16 protein-coding genes are annotated in these 17,638 nt (G+C 61.9%); 14 read left to right on the top strand and 2 right to left on the bottom strand.

The window, feature by feature from the left end; all coding sequences use genetic code 11:
• Positions 1-23 precede the first annotated feature (23 nt).
• From lpxD to lpxB, 5 genes are read left to right on the top strand one after another with little or no spacing between them, the layout of a single operon-like run.
• Positions 24-1,085 carry a UDP-3-O-(3-hydroxymyristoyl)glucosamine N-acyltransferase gene (gene lpxD, locus D460_RS0118155; protein ID WP_018900002.1) on the top strand — a complete coding sequence of 354 codons (1,062 nt, stop codon included), beginning with the start codon at positions 24-26 and terminating at the stop codon, positions 1,083-1,085.
• A complete protein-coding gene (gene fabZ, locus D460_RS0118150; protein ID WP_018900001.1) occupies positions 1,078-1,545 on the top strand; it encodes a 3-hydroxyacyl-ACP dehydratase FabZ in 468 nt (155 codons plus the stop codon). The genes lpxD and fabZ overlap by 8 nt, the downstream gene beginning before the upstream one ends.
• Positions 1,542-2,360, top strand: coding sequence for an acyl-ACP--UDP-N-acetylglucosamine O-acyltransferase (gene lpxA, locus D460_RS0118145; RefSeq protein WP_018900000.1), 819 nt, complete (start codon positions 1,542-1,544; stop codon positions 2,358-2,360). The genes fabZ and lpxA overlap by 4 nt, the downstream gene beginning before the upstream one ends.
• Positions 2,361-2,363: 3 nt before the next feature.
• Positions 2,364-3,245 (top strand): LpxI family protein, encoded by an 882-nt coding sequence (locus tag D460_RS0118140; RefSeq protein WP_018899999.1) that lies wholly within the window; start codon positions 2,364-2,366, stop codon positions 3,243-3,245.
• Positions 3,242-4,423, top strand: coding sequence for a lipid-A-disaccharide synthase (lpxB, locus tag D460_RS0118135; RefSeq protein ID WP_018899998.1), 1,182 nt, complete (start codon positions 3,242-3,244; stop codon positions 4,421-4,423). The genes D460_RS0118140 and lpxB overlap by 4 nt, the downstream gene beginning before the upstream one ends.
• A gap of 33 nt (positions 4,424-4,456) precedes the next feature.
• Here the strand turns inward: lpxB and gltA are convergent, their stop codons facing one another.
• Positions 4,457-5,746, bottom strand: a complete 1,290-nt coding sequence (gltA, locus tag D460_RS0118130; RefSeq protein ID WP_018899997.1) for a citrate synthase — start codon at positions 5,744-5,746, stop codon at positions 4,457-4,459.
• Positions 5,747-6,175: 429 nt separating this feature from the next.
• On the opposite strand from gltA, the gene D460_RS0118125 reads away from it, so the two are divergent.
• Positions 6,176-8,488, top strand: a complete 2,313-nt coding sequence (locus D460_RS0118125; protein ID WP_245267765.1) for a ComEC/Rec2 family competence protein — start codon at positions 6,176-6,178, stop codon at positions 8,486-8,488.
• Here the strand turns inward: D460_RS0118125 and lexA are convergent.
• Positions 8,482-9,207, bottom strand: a complete 726-nt coding sequence (gene lexA, locus D460_RS0118120; RefSeq protein ID WP_018899995.1) for a transcriptional repressor LexA — start codon at positions 9,205-9,207, stop codon at positions 8,482-8,484. The genes D460_RS0118125 and lexA overlap by 7 nt on opposite strands.
• A 199-nt stretch (positions 9,208-9,406) precedes the next feature.
• Here lexA and D460_RS0118115 point away from each other — a divergent pair, with 199 nt between their 5' ends.
• The 8 genes from D460_RS0118115 to D460_RS0118080 all read left to right on the top strand — a co-directional run bounded on the left by D460_RS0118115 (position 9,407) and on the right by D460_RS0118080 (position 17,636).
• On the top strand, positions 9,407-10,291 hold the full coding sequence (locus D460_RS0118115) for a VOC family protein (protein WP_018899994.1): 885 nt from the start codon (positions 9,407-9,409) through the stop codon (positions 10,289-10,291).
• Positions 10,288-11,130: a 3-deoxy-8-phosphooctulonate synthase gene (gene kdsA, locus D460_RS0118110; protein ID WP_018899993.1), complete on the top strand. Its 843-nt coding sequence runs from the start codon at positions 10,288-10,290 to the stop codon at positions 11,128-11,130. Before D460_RS0118115 ends, kdsA begins: the two co-directional genes overlap by 4 nt.
• A gap of 153 nt (positions 11,131-11,283) precedes the next feature.
• On the top strand, positions 11,284-12,558 hold the full coding sequence (gene eno, locus D460_RS0118105) for a phosphopyruvate hydratase (RefSeq protein ID WP_018899992.1): 1,275 nt from the start codon (positions 11,284-11,286) through the stop codon (positions 12,556-12,558).
• A gap of 138 nt (positions 12,559-12,696) precedes the next feature.
• Positions 12,697-13,017 carry a septum formation initiator family protein gene (locus D460_RS0118100; protein WP_018899991.1) on the top strand — a complete coding sequence of 107 codons (321 nt, stop codon included), beginning with the start codon at positions 12,697-12,699 and terminating at the stop codon, positions 13,015-13,017.
• 146 nt (positions 13,018-13,163) lie between these two features.
• A complete protein-coding gene (gene pdhA / locus D460_RS0118095; protein WP_018899990.1) occupies positions 13,164-14,210 on the top strand; it encodes a pyruvate dehydrogenase (acetyl-transferring) E1 component subunit alpha in 1,047 nt (348 codons plus the stop codon).
• 17 nt (positions 14,211-14,227) lie between these two features.
• Positions 14,228-15,610 (top strand): pyruvate dehydrogenase complex E1 component subunit beta, encoded by a 1,383-nt coding sequence (locus tag D460_RS0118090; protein ID WP_018899989.1) that lies wholly within the window; start codon positions 14,228-14,230, stop codon positions 15,608-15,610.
• 18 nt (positions 15,611-15,628) lie between these two features.
• Positions 15,629-16,975, top strand: coding sequence for a pyruvate dehydrogenase complex dihydrolipoamide acetyltransferase (locus tag D460_RS0118085; protein ID WP_018899988.1), 1,347 nt, complete (start codon positions 15,629-15,631; stop codon positions 16,973-16,975).
• Positions 16,976-16,994: 19 nt separating this feature from the next.
• Positions 16,995-17,636, top strand: a complete 642-nt coding sequence (locus D460_RS0118080; protein WP_018899987.1) for an SGNH/GDSL hydrolase family protein — start codon at positions 16,995-16,997, stop codon at positions 17,634-17,636.
• Positions 17,637-17,638: the final 2 nt, after the last annotated feature.

Here is a 17,638-nt window from a genome sequence, read left to right as displayed (position 1 = left end):
AATTCCGTTCTGGAGATTTGCCGATGGAGCAAACCTATTTCTTTCCGCCCCATGACGGTGTGAAGCTCTCGGAGCTAGCGCAATTTCTTGGGGCGGAACTTGCCGACCCCAAACATGCCGATATCGTGATCCGTTCCGTTTCGCCCGTAAGCCGGGCGAAAGCGGGCGATCTCTGTTACGTCATTTCCAAGAAGAGCAAGGACGAACTCGTCACCTGCGAGGCGTCCGCTGTGCTGGTGAGTTCGGCATTGCAGTCGATCGTGCCGGCGCATGTGCCTGTTCTCGTGTCGAAAAACGCCCATGCCGCGTTCGCAATGGCCGGTGGGCTGCTCTATCCGAGCGCCTTGACGCCTCAGCGTTTGCGGTCCGTGAGCGCTGATGTCTCCGACCGTGCGTCCATCGATCCGACGGCGAGACTGGAAGCGAATGTCGAGATCGAGCCGTTTGCCGTGATCGGCGCTCATGCCGAGATCGGTGAGGGCACGCGCATTGGCGCCGGCGCCATCATCGGACCGGGCGTCAAGATTGGCCGCGACTGCACGATCGCCAGCGGTGCCAGCATCCTGTGCTCGCTGGTGGGCAATCGCGTCATCATCCACAACGGCGCTCGTATCGGCCAGGATGGCTTCGGCTATGCGCCGGGCCCGCGCGGCATGATCAAGATCGTTCAGATCGGCCGGGTCATCCTGCAGGACGACGTCGAAGTTGGTGCCAACACGACGATCGATCGCGGCACGATGGATGACACCGTCATCGGCGAGGGGACGAAGATCGACAACCTCGTTCAGATTGGCCACAATGTGCGCATCGGTCGCCATTGCGCCATCGTTTCGCAAGTCGGCATTGCCGGAAGCGCCATTATCGGCGATGGCGTGCAGATCGGTGGCCATTCCGGTATTCGGGGCCATATTACAATTCACGACGGTGCCCAGGTCGCTGCGATGAGCGGCGTAGTGTCCGATATCCCGGCAGGCGAGCGCTACGGCGGCATACCTGCACGGCCTGCACATGATTTCTTGCGCGAAGTCGCGGCAGTCATGATGCGGACGACGGGGCCCAAGAAAACGGGAGAAAAGAATGGCTGAAGAAGTCAAGAAGTCGCTGTCCTCGGCGGACATCCTCGAAATCATGAAGTTGCTGCCGCATCGCTATCCGTTCCTGCTGGTCGACAAGATCATCGACATCGACGGCGATGACTCCGCGATTGGCATCAAGAACGTAACCGCCAACGAGCCGCACTTCACGGGACACTTCCCGGAGCAGCCGATCATGCCTGGCGTCTTGCTGGTCGAAGGCATGGCCCAGACGGCCGGTGCGATCTGTGCGAAGAAGGAAGGCGAAAGCGGCAATCTGGTCTACTTCATGACCATCGATAACGCTCGCTTCCGCAAGCCGGTGGTTCCTGGCGACCGGGTGGAGTACCATGTCGTCAAGCAGAAGCAGCGTGGCAACATCTGGAAGTTCCACTGTGATGCGAAGGTCGATGGAGCGCTGGTCGCCGAAGCCGATATCGGCGCGATGATCGTGCGCAAGGATCAGGCATGAGCACGATCGCAGCCAGCGCCAGCATTCACCCGATGGCGGTCGTCGAAGACGGCGCCGTGATCGGCGAGAATGTCAAGATCGGTCCGTTCTGCCATGTCGGCCCCCGGGTCGTGCTCGGCGACAACACCGAAATGCTCGCGCATTCGATCGTCAGCGGCATCACCACGCTCGGCAAGGGATGCCGCATTTTCCCGATGGCCGTTATCGGCGGTGATCCGCAGAGCGTCCATCACGGTGGCGAAGAGACGACGCTGACGGTTGGCGACAACTGCACGATGCGCGAAGGTGTGACGATCAACACCGGCACCGCCGATTTCGGCGGTAAGACCATCGTCGGCAACAACAACCTGTTTCTCGCCAATTCGCACATCGCCCATGATTGCCGCGTCGGCAACCACGTCATTATGTCGAACAACGTGATGCTTGCGGGCCACGTGGTCATCGAGGATCGCGTGATCCTCGGCGGCGGTTGCGCCGTGCACCAGTTCACCCGCGTTGGCCGCCACGCCTTCGTCGGCGGTCTGTCGGCTGTCAGCTACGACGTCATTCCGTATGGCATGCTGAACGGCAATCCCGGTCTTCTCGGCGGCCTCAACGTCGTCGGGATGACGCGTGCAGGCATCGACCGCGCGACGATCCATATCGTGCGCCGTGCCTACAAGGCGATCTTCGAGACCGAAGGCAATCTGCGTGACAACGCCGCCGCCATCCGCGAGGAATTCGCCGATTGCGAGCAGGTCGTCCAGATCCTCGACTTCATCGCTGCTGAAAGCGATCGCGCGCTCTCTTCTCCGACGCGGGGACAGAAGGGATAAACCTTGTCTCCAGCAAGTGACACGGCAAAAGGCCGCCTGGCGATCATCGCCGGCAGTGGCTTTCTGCCGTCCTACGTCGCCGAAGCCGCCAAGAGCGCCGGCGAAGACCCTTTGATCATCGCGCTGAAGAACGAGACCGACCGCTCATGGGAAGGCTTCGAGCACGCCATCGTCGGCGTCGGCGATTTCGCCGCCATCGACGGCATGCTGGATAGCCATCGCATCGATCGCGTCGTCATGTCCGGCGCAGTACGCCGGCGGCCGGAATGGCGCGAGGTTCGCCCGACGCTGAAGACGCTCGCAAGCATTCCCTCGACCATTCGAACGCTGCTGTCTGGTGGCGATGACACCGTGCTGCGCATGGTGATCGGGCTGATCGAGAAGAACGGTCGCCGCGTCATCGGCGTGCAGGAGATTGCACCGGATCTTCTGGCCGCAGTCGGCCCGCTCGGCGCGATTGCGCCATCGGCTGAGGATGTCAAGGATATCGCCAAGGCGGGTGCCGCAGCCGACGCGCTCGGCCGGCTGGATGTCGGGCAGGGCGCCGTCTCGGTTGGCGGCCGCATCGTGGCGCTCGAGGGTGTCGAGGGCACCGACAGCATGTTGCAGCGCGTGGCCGATCTGCGCGCCGCCGGCCGCATCTCGGCGCGCCGTCGTGGCGTCCTCGTCAAGCTCTGCAAGCCGCAGCAGGACCTGCGCGCCGACCTGCCATCGATCGGCATCTCGACCATCGAGAATGCCAGCAAGGCCGGCCTGGCGGGTGTTGCGATCGAGGCCGGGCGCGCGCTGATCCTGGATCGCCCGGCAGTCATATCGGCGGCAAAGGAAGCCGGTATCTTCGTCTGCGGTCTGGATCGTGGATTGCCATCCTGGGGGCTTGAATGAGCGTGCGTGCATTGAAGGTCGCGATCATCGCGGGCGAAGTCTCCGGTGATCTTCTGGCGGCCGATCTGATCGCCGCGCTGAAGCAGCAATATGCGGGGCCAGTCGAGCTCATAGGCGTCGGCGGCGAGGGGCTGCAGGCGCAAGGACTAACGTCGCTGTTCGATTTCTCCGAGCTGTCGATCATGGGCATCACCCAGGTTCTCGCTAAGCTGCCGACGCTGGTCAAGCGTATCCGCCAGACCGCCGCCGCCGTGATCGCCGCCAAGCCCGACGTGCTCGTCATCGTCGACAGCCCCGATTTCACCCACCGCGTCGCCAAACGCGTGCGCACGGCGCTGCCCGACCTGCCTGTCGTCAATTACGTCTGTCCAAGCGTCTGGGCGTGGAAGGAATACCGCGCGCAGCGCATGCTGCCCTATATCGACCATGTGCTCGCCGTGCTGCCCTTCGAGCCCGAGGTGATGCGCAAGCTGGGCGGGCCGCCGACAAGCTATGTCGGCCATCGCCTGACCGCTGATGTCGATGTTCTCGCGACCCGCAAGGCGAGGGCAGCAAGCAAGCCGCGTCCGGCGCATGAGCCGAAGACGATCATGCTTTTGCCGGGCTCGCGCGGATCCGAGATCACGAAGCTCTTGCCCTATTTCGGCGACGCGGTGGCCGAGCTCTCCGCCCGCAACGATGGCATGCGCTTTGTGCTGCCGACTGCGCCGCGCCGCGAGGCCATGGTGCGAGAAATCATCAAGGACTGGCCGGTTAAGCCCGACGTGGTGACAGGCAAGGACGACAAGTGGAAAGCCTTCGCCGAGGCCGACGCCGCCATGGCCGCATCCGGCACTGTCATCCTGGAGCTGGGGCTTGCGGGCGTGCCCACCGTTTCGGCCTACAAGACCGACTGGATCATCAAGCTGATGACCGGCAAGATCAAGATCTGGACGGCGGCGATCCCGAACCTTGTCGCGGATTACGCGGTTGTGCCCGAATATATCAATGAGGTCGTGCGCGGCGCGAGTTTCACGCGCTGGGCCGAGAAGCTCTCATCCGACACCTTGCCGCGCCGCTCGATGATGGAGGGATACGATCTCGTCTGGGAGCGGATGCGGACAGAGAAGCCACCCGGCGTTCATGCCGCGGAAATCGTGCTTGATGTGCTGAAAAACAAAAAACCCGGTCAGAACTGACCGGGTTTCTTTTTAAGCTTCGATGCGTCGAGATTAACGCTTGGAAACCGGAACGTAGTCGCGCTGCGCTTCGCCGATGTAGAGCTGGCGCGGACGGCCGATACGCTGCTGCGGATCTTCGATCATTTCGTTCCACTGCGCGATCCAGCCGACGGTGCGCGCGAGCGCGAACAGCACGGTGAACATGGTCGTGGGGAAGCCGAGAGCCTTGAGCGTGATACCCGAATAGAAGTCGATGTTCGGATAGAGCTTCTTCTCGATGAAGTAAGGATCGGTCAGCGCGATGCGCTCGAGCTCCATGGCGACGTCGAGCAGCGGATCGTCCTTGATGCCGAGCTCGCCGAGCACTTCATGCGTCGTCTTCTGCATGATCTTGGCGCGCGGGTCATAGTTCTTGTAGACGCGGTGGCCAAAGCCCATCAGGCGGAACGGATCGTTCTTGTCCTTGGCGCGGGCGATGTACTCAGGGATACGGTCAACCGTGCCGATTTCCTGCAGCATGTTGAGGGCTGCTTCGTTGGCGCCGCCGTGAGCCGGGCCCCAGAGGCAGGCAATGCCGGCCGCGATGCAGGCGAACGGGTTTGCACCCGAGGAGCCGGCGAGACGAACGGTCGAGGTCGAAGCGTTCTGCTCGTGGTCGGCATGCAGGATGAAGATGCGGTCCATGGCGCGGGCAAGCACCGGATTGACCACATATTCCTCGCAAGGAACGGCAAAGCACATGCGCAGGAAGTTCGATGCGTAGTCGAGGTCGTTCTTCGGGTAAACGAAGGGCTGGCCGATATGGTACTTGTAGGCCATCGCGGCGATCGTCGGCATCTTCGCGATCATGCGCAGCGAAGCGACCATGCGCTGGTGCGGATCGGTGATGTCGGTGCTGTCGTGGTAGAAGGCCGACAGGGCGCCGACGCAGCCGCACATGACGGCCATCGGGTGCGCGTCGCGACGGAAGCCGGTGAAGAATCGGCTCATCTGCTCGTGCACCATGGTGTGGTGCGTCACGCGGTAGTCGAAGTCTTTCTTCTGCGCGGCCGTCGGCAGTTCGCCGTAGAGCAGCAGGTAGCAGACTTCGAGGAAGTCGCCCTGTTCGGCCAGCTGCTCGATCGGATAACCGCGATGCAGCAGAACGCCCTCGTCGCCGTCGATATAGGTGATTTTTGATTCACAGGATGCGGTCGAGGTGAAACCAGGATCGTACGTGAAGGAAGCCGTGTTCTTGTAGAGGGCGCCGATATCGATGACATCAGGGCCGATCGTGCCGCTCTTGACCGGCAGGTCGACTGTTTTCTCACCGAGTTTCAGTGTTGCGCTTTGATCCGTCATTCTGATCCTCCAAACTGGCGGTTGGCGCCTTAAAAGCGCCATAGGGTTAAGCGTCGTCTGCGATAGCTATATGATCGCGCGCCTAATGCCAAGTTACCGTGATGCCATTTTGTGCATCGCAGTATCAACTTTTAAGCACTGCTGCGATGTCGTCTCCGCATAGCGGAAGTCAATGATAAACCTGACATTTTTGATGGTTTTATTTCTGGTTTGAATTCAAACGATTATAGTTGCGTTTCGGTTCCGCAGGCTTCATTTTGATTGCAGGTCAGGGTGGCTTTCGGGTGTCGTTGCATGCCGGAGTTGAATGCCAGTCACGTCGTTTTGATGCCACCCGAAGCGGCGCAAATTGCCAATTTGCCGGCCGAGGAAGGACAAAATGCCCGTGCCATAATGACGCGTGCGCCATTGACGCAGTCGACGTCCGGTATGTTGAGTCGCGCAGGCCGTCGAATCGAGCGGCAAGTGGCGGCCGCGCGGCAAGCGTTCAGCACGGAGTTCGACCACGGTCGCTTCTTCCTGGCATCACCCGTCTTTCTCGGGGCCGGTGCGGTCGCTTGGTTCAAGCTTTCCGTCGATGTCCCGCCCATGCAGCTTCTTGCCTGGGCTGTCCTCTTTGGTTTCGTCTTCATCCTGGCAGGTGCCACGCGCGTTGCCACCCGTCGCGTCGCTGTCGCAGGCCTGCTTGTCATCCTCGGCATGTTCGCGGCGCAACTTGAGACCTGGCGCGCCGATACCGTCGTCCTCGACACCCCTGTGACGACGACGGTCACCGGTCGCGTTGAGCGCCGCGAGGGCGACGATAACGGCCGCTGGCGTTATATTGTCAGGATAACGCGCACGGACGAGCCTGCGCTCAAGCGGCCGCCAAGCCAGGTGTCGCTGGTTGCGCGCGCCGGCGAGCCGATCTCGGCGGGCGGATGGCTGACCGGTCGCGTGCGCCTGACGCCGCCGGCCGGCCCTGCGCTCCCGGAACTCAACGATTTCGCCTTTTCGGCCTATTTCGACGGCATCGGCGCCAACGGCTTCTTCTACGGCATTCCGCAGTCCATTCCCTCGCAGGCGGGTATCGTTGACCTCTCGGTGGCCGACCGCGCTGTGGGGTGGCTCTACGGTCTGCGCAGCAGCATCGGCGACCGCATCCGCAGCATCTTGCCAGGCGATACCGGCGCCTTCGCCGCCTCGCTGGTCACCGACGAGAGACGAGCCATCTCCAACGAGACGACCGACGCGCTGCGCCAATCCGGCCTTGCGCATATCGTCGCGATCTCGGGCCTCAACATGGCGCTGTCGGCCGGCATCTGCTTTGTCGGGCTGCGGCTGTTCTTCGGCCTCTTCCCCGGCTTCGCGCAGGCCTATCCGACCAAGAAGCTTGCCGCCGGCAGCGCGCTTCTGGCGCTGACCGCCTATTACATGATCTCCGGCTTCGCCGTCTCCGCCGAGCGCGCCTTCATCATGATGGCGATCATGCTGGTCGCGGTTCTGTTCGATCGCCCCTCGATCAGCCTGCGCAACATTGCGCTCTCGGCGCTGCTGATCATGCTGATGTCGCCATCCGAGGTGCTCGGGCCGAGCTTCCAGATGTCATACGCCGCGACGCTCGCCCTGGTCGCGGGCTTTGCCGTCTGGACCAAGAGACGGCACCGCGAAAGCGTCTTCCTCACGCACCCCGCGATAGAGCCGGTCATGGCCGCGCTTCGCTTCTTCGGCGGCATCGCGCTGACTTCGATGATCGGCGGTTTCTCGACGGCGCTGTTCTCGATCGAGCATTTTCACAGGCTGAGCGGCTACGGCCTTCCCGCCAACCTTCTCGCCATGCCCGTCATCTCCTTCATCGTCATGCCTTTCGGAATGCTCGCGATGTTGGTGACGCCCTTTGGCCTCGATGCGGCGCCGTGGACCGTCGCTGGCTTTGGGCTGGATCTGGTGATCGATATCGCCAAGATGGTTTCCGGCTGGGGCGGCAGTGTCGATATCGGGCGGATACCGGAGTGGTATTTTGCGCTAGCCGTCCTCGGCTTCCTCGTCTGGGGTCTGATGCGCACACGCCTGCGATGGATCGGCGCTGCCGGTGCCGCGCTTGCAACGCTCGTCGTTATCCTGCTCCCGGCAGCACCTGTGCCCGAACTCGTCGTCTCCGAGGACGGAACCCTCGTGGCATCAGTCAAGAGCGACAGTCTCGCCAGCAACCGCGAACGCCCGCCCGACTTCATCTTCGGGCAATGGCAACGCGCGCTCGCCATCGAAGACCACAAGCCGCCTGATATGCTAAAGGGCGAGGCCCTGCCCATTCCCAAGAGGGGTGAGCCAAGGCCGAGGTTGACACCGAAACAACAACGCGAAGCCCGCGCCATGATGCGCGACGCCGCGGCTTCGACAAGCGACAGCGGCTTCCAGTGCCTCAAGACGGCCTGGTGTATGACAGCGCTCGACAGCGGCTACGTCATCGCCACGCTCGAAAACGCCGCCTATCTCGGTCCCGCCTGCGACGTGGCCGATATCGTCATCACGCCCGTCCGTCTGCGCCAGGCGACATGCCGCTCCGGCGCGATGCTATTGACCGGCGAAACCCTCAGGCGATCGGGAGCGGTCGAAATCCGCATAGACGAGCAGGGGGCACCCGTCGTCAAAACCGCCTATGAAAGTCTCGGTCGCCCGTGGATGCGCCATCGCGCCTATGACTGGCGCAACGACAGCTTCAGCGACGACCCGTCACCAACTAGTGATGCCGCCACTCAGTGATACCGGCGAATGAGCCCGACGAGCTTGCCCTGAACCTTGACGCGGTCAGGCCCGAAAATGCGTGTTTCATAAGCCGGGTTCGCGGCTTCCAGCGCGATCGAGGCGCCCTTGCGGCGGAAGCGCTTCAGCGTTGCCTCTTCGTCATCGACAAGCGCCACGACGATATCGCCGGGGTTGGCGGTGTTGCCGTTGCGGATGATGACCGTGTCGCCGTCGAAAATGCCGGCTTCGATCATCGAGTCGCCCTTGACCTCGAGCGCGTAGTGCTCGCCGGAGCCGAGCATGTCGGCGGGGACGGTGATGTCGTGGGTGTTGTTCTGGATCGCCGAGATTGGCACACCGGCAGCGATGCGGCCCATGACGGGAACGGAGGCCGAATTGCCGTTGTCGGCGCTCGGCGCGGCCTTGGGGGCAGGGGCCGCGGCCACCGGCTGCGGCTTTCCGAGACTGCCCTCGATGACGCTCGGCGAGAAGCCGCGTCGCGGCTGCAGGCTCGGATTATAGGCTTCCGGCAGCTTGATGACTTCGAGCGCACGCGCCCGGTTCGGCAGCCGGCGAATGAAGCCGCGCTCTTCCAGAGCGGTGATCAGCCGGTGAATGCCGGATTTTGATGCGAGATCGAGTGCGTCCTTCATTTCGTCGAAGGATGGCGGAACGCCCGACTCTTTCATCCGCTCATGAATGAACAGAAGCAGTTCTTGTTGCTTGCGTGTCAGCATCGAAATGAACCCCAGAGTCGTGAAACAAAGCCAGAACGGACACTATATGTTCCATATGTGTTCCGCAAGTGCCTAAATTTTCGTAAAACTTGGCTCGGAATCGTCGCGATTTTGCACTTCATTCGATTTAACCGCGCTCGCCTCTTGCATTGTGGCGAAAGCCAGCGCACATCTCTGCCGATTTCGGGAGGATTTGCCGATGAGTGATCCCCATCCCCTGGACCACGTGGTGCTGCCGGTCGTCAACATCGAGATGGCGCGCGAGCGCCTGGGCAAGCTCGGTTTTACCGTCGCCGCCGACGCGCGGCACCCATTCGGCACCGAGAATGCCTGCGTCTTCTTCGCCGACAAAACCTATCTGGAGCCGCTCGGTATCACCAGCCTGGAGACCTATGAGGCGGCCATCGGCGACGGCAACGTCTTCACCGCCCGCGACCGCGCCTTTCGCTTCCGCTGCGGCGACGACGGCCTGTCGGCTATCGTCTTCGGCACGCCGGATGCCGACGGCGATCACGCCCGCTTCCTCGCCGATGGCATGAGCGGCGGCGAGATGCTGCAGTTCGCCCGGCAGATGAAGATGCCGGATGGTTCGCAAGCAACCGCGGCGTTCCGCCTGGCTTTCGCAGCCGATCTGCGCGCGCCCGACTTCTTCCTCTTCGCCTGCCAGCGCGTCAATCCGCTGCCCAGCGACCGCAAGGCATTGGAAACCCATGCGAATGGCGTTTTGGGCATCCTGTCGATCGTGCTCTCGTCGTCCGATCCGAAGGCGTTCGCGCCGCTGTTGCAGCTGGCGTCTGATGCGCAGGCGACCCGCGAGGAGGCATTCGGTGTCAGCCTGGATGCCGGCAACGCCCGTATCAATATCCTGTCGCCGGATGGCTTGAACGCCTACTACGATCTCTCCGAGCCAAAGGCCGATCGCGGCCTTCGCGGCGCGGCGATTGTCTTTTCCGTTGCCGATCTCGCCGTGACAGAGGCGCATTTGGCTGCTAACGGGATCACCTATACACGCAAGAACAATCGAATTCTGGTGAAGGCCGCACCCGGCCAGGGCGCGCTCTTCGCCTTCGAGGAGAAACGATGACTGAAACCAATTCCGAAGTGGCCGTCGGCGAAGGCACCGGCCGTGTGGTGTTTTCCAACACCGGCAAGCTGTCGCTGATCGCCGGCCCCTGCCAGATGGAAAGCCGCGACCACGCCTTCATGATCGCCGGCACGCTGAAGGAGCTCTGTGACAAGCTCGGCATCGGCCTTGTCTACAAGTCCTCCTTCGACAAGGCCAACCGCACGTCGCTGTCTGCGCAGCGCGGCATCGGGCTGGAAACGGCGCTCGAAGTGTTCGCCGATCTCAAGAAGGAATACGGTTTCCCCGTTCTCACCGACATCCACACCGAGGAGCAGTGCGCCGAAGTCGCAACTGTCGTCGATGTTCTCCAGATTCCGGCCTTCCTTAGCCGGCAGACGGACCTGCTGGTCGCCGCCGCCAAGACCGGCCGCGCCATCAACGTCAAGAAGGGCCAGTTCCTGGCGCCCTGGGACATGAAGAACGTGCTCGCCAAGCTGAATGCAAGCGGCAACCCTAATATCATGCTGTGCGAACGCGGCGCCTCCTTCGGCTATAACACGCTGGTCTCCGACATGCGCTCGCTGCCGATCATGGAAGCCATGGGTGCGCCTGTTGTCTTCGACGCGACGCATTCGGTGCAGCAGCCGGGCGGGCAGGGCGGCTCGAGTGGCGGCCAGCGCGAATTCGTGGAAACGCTGGCGCGTGCCGCCGTTGCAGTCGGTGTCGCCGGTGTGTTCGTCGAGACGCACGAAGATCCCGACAACGCGCCCTCGGATGGCCCGAACATGGTCTATCTCAAGGACATGCCGCGCCTGCTTGAGAAGCTTCTGGCGTTTGACGCCATCGCCAAGGGCTGACGTTCAAAAGACTGACACGTTCGTGTATTAGGCCACGAGGAATAAAGCGGCGAAGCATGCGCAAAACGGCCTTAAACTGCCATTGTAATTTGCGCATCTTCGATTAAAGACGAATTTCAAACGATTTATCCACCCTCAAGCAGAGAAGAGCCGATGACCGCTATTACCGACATTATCGCCCGCGAGATTCTCGACAGCCGTGGTAACCCCACTGTCGAAGTCGATGTCTATCTCGAAGATGGCAGCATGGGCCGCGCCGCCGTTCCGTCGGGCGCGTCGACCGGCGCGCACGAAGCCGTCGAACTCCGCGATGGTGGCAAGCGTTATCTCGGCAAGGGTGTCGAAAAGGCCGTCGAAGCCGCCAACACGGAAATCTTCGACGCCATCGGCGGCATCGACGCTGAAAACCAGATCCAGATCGACAACATCATGATCGAACTGGACGGTACGCCGAACAAGTCGCGTCTCGGCGCCAACGCCATCCTCGGCGTTTCGCTCGCCGTTGCCAAGGCTGCCGCTGAAGCTGCCGGTCTGCCGCTCTATCGCTACGTTGGTGGCGCTTCCGCTCACCTGCTGCCGGTTCCGATGATGAACATCATCAACGGCGGCGCGCATGCCGACAACCCGATCGACTTCCAGGAATTCATGATCCTGCCGGTTGGCGCTGATTCCATCCGCGAAGCTGTTCGCATGGGCTCGGAAGTCTTCCACACGCTCCGCAAGGAACTGGCAGCCCAGGGCCACAACACCAACGTCGGCGATGAAGGCGGTTTCGCACCGGGCCTGAAGAGCGCTCCTGAAGCCCTCGATTTCATCATGAAGTCGATCGAGAAAGCCGGCTACAAGCCTGGCGAAGACATCCATCTCGGCCTCGACTGCGCCTCGACCGAATTCTTCAAGGACGGCAAGTACGTTCTCGAAGGCGAAGGCCGCACGCTGGAGCCGGGCGCAATGGCTGAATACCTGGCGCAGCTCGCTGCCCAGTACCCGATCATCTCGATCGAAGACGGCATGGCTGAAGACGATTGGGATGGCTGGAAGGCTTTGACGGATCTGGCCGGCAAGAAGGTTCAGCTGGTCGGCGACGATCTCTTCGTCACCAACTCGGCTCGCCTGCGCGACGGTATCAAGATGGGCGTCGCCAACTCGATCCTCGTCAAGGTCAACCAGATCGGTTCGCTGACGGAAACGCTCGACGCCGTCAACACCGCGCACAAGGCAGCCTACACCGCCGTCATGTCGCACCGTTCGGGCGAAACCGAAGACAGCACGATCGCCGATCTCGCTGTTGCGACCAACTGCGGTCAGATCAAGACCGGCTCGCTGTCGCGTTCGGATCGTCTTGCCAAGTACAACCAGCTGATCCGCATCGAAGAAGGCCTCGGCCCGCAGGCCCAGTACGCCGGTCGTTCGATCATCCGCGGCTAAGTCTTCTGAAATCAAGCATTTGGAACCCGCGCCCCAACCGGCGCGGGTTTTTTGTTGCGCCGCGTTCATAGTCAACGGACGGTTAATCTCTGCCCGGTAGTCTTCTGGTCAAGGGTAATGCGTTTCGAGAATGCGTGTATGTGGACCAAGCATCATAAGAAGAAAAAGATCGGCCGTTTCGTCATTCCGGCGATGACGGTCGCGTTTCTCTCCTACTTCGGCTACCATTGCATCCATGGCGACTACGGCCTGCGCGCGACCGAAGTGTTCGAGCGCCAGCGCATCACGCGCGAACGAGAGCTGGCCGTGCTTAAAAATAAGCGCGAACACCTTGAAAAGCAGGTGGCGCTCCTAAGTGATGGTTCCATGGACAAGGACATGCTGGACGAGAAGGCCCGTCTGCAGCTGAACTTCTCCCGCGCCGACGAGATCGTCATATTCAATCATTATTCAAATTAACCGGATTCGGGTTAATCCAAATAAATTGATATTTATCAACAGCTTGTGCCAGAATATGAGCCATGCATTTATGGCATTGCTGTGGCGAAATTTCTTCCCTATGGTGCGCACCACCCAAGAACCGATAAACCCATAGGGAGGGTTGAATGGCTCCGCGAAAAAACGCGACCGTTTCCAGCCGTAAGACAAGCGCAAAGCCTGCAGCCAAGGCATCGAATGGTGGCCCGGTGGCCGATTTCGATCGTGACGAAGAGCTCAAGGCCTATCGCGAAATGCTGCTTATCCGCCGTTTCGAAGAGAAGGCGGGCCAGCTTTACGGCATGGGCTTCATCGGCGGTTTCTGTCACCTTTATATCGGCCAGGAAGCTGTCGTCGTCGGCATGCAGATGGCGCAGAAGGAAGGTGACCAGGTCATCACCGCTTACCGCGACCACGGTCACATGCTGGCAACCGGCATGACCGCACGCGGCGTCATGGCCGAGTTGACCGGCCGCATCGACGGCTACTCCCGTGGCAAGGGCGGCTCGATGCACATGTTCTCCAAGGAGAAGCATTTCTACGGCGGTCACGGCATCGTCGGTGCACAGGTGTCGCTCGGCACCGGTCTCGCCTTCGCCAACCGCTATCGCGGCAATGACAGCGTTTCGATCGCCTATTTCGGCGACGGCGCCGCCAACCAGGGTCAGGTCTACGAGAGCTTCAACATGGCTGCTCTCTGGAAGCTCCCGATCATCTACATCATCGAGAACAACCGTTACGCCATGGGCACCTCCACGGCCCGTGCCACGGCACAGTCGAACTACTCGTTGCGCGGCTCCGGCTTCGGCATCCCCGGCGTCCAGGTCGACGGCATGGACGTTCGCGCCGTCAAGGCTGCGGCCGACGAGGCGCTCGAGCATTGCCGTTCCGGCAAGGGCCCAATCATTCTCGAAATGCTGACCTATCGCTATCGCGGTCACTCCATGTCCGACCCGGCCAAGTATCGCTCCAAGGAAGAAGTGCAGAAGATGCGCTCCGAGCAGGATCCGATCGAGCAGGTCAAGGCACGCCTTATCGAAAAGGGCTGGGCCAGCGAAGACGATCTCAAGGCGGTCGACAAGGACGTTCGCGACATCGTCGCCGATAGCGCCGACTTCGCCCAGGCCGCACCGGAGCCGGATGCATCCGAGCTCTACACCGACATTCTGCTGTAATCGGGGAGGGTAGACCCATGCCAATCGATATTCTCATGCCCGCCCTCTCTCCGACGATGGAAGAAGGCACGCTGTCCAAGTGGCTGAAGCAGGAAGGTGACAAGGTCACCTCCGGCGACATCATTGCCGAAATCGAAACCGACAAGGCGACGATGGAAGTCGAAGCCGTCGACGAAGGCGTCATCGGCAAGCTGCTCGTTGCCGCCGGCACCGAAGGCGTCAAGGTGAACGCCAAGATCGCTGTTCTCCTGCAGGACGGCGAATCCGCATCCGACATCTCGGCTGCACCTGCTGCTGCCGCACCGGCCGCCACTGAGGCACCCAAGGCTGCTGAAGCGCCAGCCGCTGCTGCCGCTCCCGTTCCCGCCGAGCCGAAGGCTCAGGTTCCGAACGATCCTGAAATCCCCGCCGGCACCGAAATGGTCTCCATGACCGTACGCGAAGCGCTTCGCGACGCCATGGCCGAGGAAATGCGCGCCGACGACAACGTCTTCGTCATGGGCGAGGAAGTGGCCGAATACCAGGGCGCCTACAAGGTCACCCAGGGTCTGCTGCAGGAGTTCGGCGCCCGCCGCGTCATCGACACCCCGATCACCGAACACGGCTTTGCCGGCGTCGGCGTCGGCGCTGCGATGTCCGGCCTGAAGCCGATCGTCGAGTTCATGACCTTCAACTTCGCCATGCAGGCGATCGACCAGATCATCAACTCCGCTGCCAAGACGCTCTACATGTCCGGCGGCCAGATGGGCGCTCCGATCGTGTTCCGTGGCCCGAACGGTGCCGCTGCCCGCGTTGGCGCCCAGCACAGCCAGGACTACTCGGCCTGGTACAGCCAGATCCCGGGCCTCAAGGTCGTCATGCCCTACACGGCATCCGACGCCAAGGGCCTGCTCAAGGCCGCTATCCGCGATCCGAACCCTGTCGTCTTCCTTGAAAACGAAATCCTCTACGGTCAGCACTTCGACGTGCCGAAGATGGACGACTTCGTTCTTCCGATCGGCAAGGCCCGCATCCACCGTCAGGGCAAGGACGTCACGATCGTTTCCTTCGGTATCGGCATGACCTATGCCACCAAGGCAGTCGCTGAACTCGAAAAGATCGGCATCGACGTCGAATTGATCGACCTGCGCACCCTGCGTCCGATGGACCTGCCGACCGTGATCGAATCGGTCAAGAAGACCGGCCGTCTCGTTACCGTCGAGGAAGGCTATCCGCAGAACTCTGTTGGTACCGAAATCGCCACCCGCGTCATGCAGCAGGCTTTCGATTATCTCGATGCGCCGGTTCTCACGATCGCCGGCAAGGACGTTCCGATGCCTTACGCCGCCAACCTCGAAAAGCTTGCGCTGCCAAGCGTCGACGAAGTCGTCCAGGCCGTGAAAGCCGTCTGCTACAAGTAACAAGGGAAGGGTATTTCGATGCCTATCAACATCACGATGCCTGCCCTGTCTCCGACCATGGAAGAGGGCAACCTCGCCAAGTGGCTGGTCAAGGAAGGCGATACGGTTAAGTCTGGCGATGTCATCGCCGAGATCGAAACCGACAAGGCGACGATGGAAGTCGAAGCGGTCGACGAAGGTGTCGTCGCCAAGCTCGTCGTTCCCGCCGGCACCGAAGGCGTCAAGGTCAATGCCTTGATCGCCGTTCTGGCCGCCGATGGCGAAGATGTCGCTGCCGCAGCAAGCGGCGCTGGCTCTGCTGCTCCGGCACCGAAGGCTGCTGAAGCGCCGAAGGCCGAGGCAAAGGCCGAGGCTGCTCCGGCTCCGGCCGCAGCCCCCGCGGCCGCTCCTGCACCAGCAGCAGCGCCTGCCGCTGCTTCCACGGGCAACCGGACCTTCTCCTCGCCGCTCGCGCGTCGTCTGGCGAAGGAAGCCGGTATCGACCTGTCGGCCGTCGCAGGCTCCGGCCCGCATGGCCGCGTCGTCAAGAGCGACGTCGAAGCTGCCGTCGCCGGCGGTGGCGCTAAGGCTGCATCTACCGCTGCTCCGCAGGCTGCCGCATCGGCTCCGGCCGCGGCACCGAAGGGCGCTTCCGACGAGACCGTTCTCAAGCTGTTCGAGCCGGGTTCCTACGAACTCGTGCCGCATGACGGCATGCGCAAGGTCATCGCCAAGCGTCTGGTCGAATCCAAGCAGACCGTGCCGCACTTCTACGTCACCGTCGATTGCGAGCTCGATGCGCTGCTGGCGCTGCGCGCCCAGCTCAACGACGCCGCTCCCCGCAAGGAGGGCGCGCCGGCCTACAAGCTGTCGGTCAACGATATGGTCATCAAGGCCATGGCGCTTGCGCTGCGCGACGTTCCGGATGCCAACGTCTCCTGGACCGAAGCCAACATGGTCAAGCACAAGCACGCCGATGTCGGCGTTGCTGTCTCGATCCCGGGCGGCCTGATCACCCCGATCATCCGCAAGGCCGAGGAAAAGACCCTGTCGGCCATCTCCAACGAGATGCGCGACCTCGGCAAGCGTGCCAAGGACCGCAAGCTGAAGCCTGAGGAATATCAGGGCGGCACCTCGTCGGTCTCCAACATGGGCATGATGGGCGTCAAGCACTTCGCCGCCGTCATCAACCCGCCGCACGCAACGATCCTCGCGGTCGGCGCGGGCGAGCAGCGCCCCGTCGTCAAGAATGGCCAGCTGGCTGTCGCTACCGTGATGACCGTCACGCTGTCGACCGACCATCGCTGCGTCGATGGCGCGTTGGGCGCGGAGCTGCTGCAGGCGTTCAAGGGCTACATCGAAAACCCGATGGGCATGCTCGTCTGATCAAACGGCGGAGGCGGAAATGACGAAGACCGTTCTTTGCTATGGTGATAGCCTGACCTGGGGTTATGACGCCGCTTCCGTCGGCCGTCATGAGTACAAGGATCGTTGGCCGAGTGCGCTTCAGGCTGCACTCGGCAACGAAGTCCGGGTTATCGCCGAAGGATTGAACGGTCGGACAACCGCCTTCGACGACCATCTGGCCGATTGCGACCGCAACGGCGCGCGCGTCCTGCCGACCATCCTGCAGACGCATGCGCCGCTCGATCTCGTCATTCTGCTCCTCGGCACCAACGACATGAAGAATGTCGTGGCCGGATCGGCCTTCGCCGCCTGCCAGGGCATCGCCCGGCTGGTGCGGTTGATCCGCAACCACGCATGGCCGTTCGATTTCGACGTGCCGGATATCTTGATCGTCGCACCACCGAGGATCTGCGAGACGGCAAACGTTCCCTTCGCAGCCTCCTTCATCGGCGGCATCGAGGAATCGGCAATGCTGGCAACGCTCTATAGGGACCTCGCCGATGAGCTCGGCTGCGGTTTCTTCGACGGCAATTCGGTCGCCAAGACGACGCCGCTCGACGGCATCCATCTCGACGCCGACAATACCCGCGCTCTCGGGCGCGGCATGGAATCGACCGTGCGGATGATGTTGGGGCTTTGACC

It is taken from the genome of Rhizobium sp. 2MFCol3.1 (assembly GCF_000377565.1).
Taxonomy (GTDB): Bacteria; Pseudomonadota; Alphaproteobacteria; order Rhizobiales; family Rhizobiaceae; genus Rhizobium.
The sequence above is the reverse complement of the archived record's forward strand: the minus strand, read 5'-3'. Positions and strand labels throughout refer to the sequence as shown.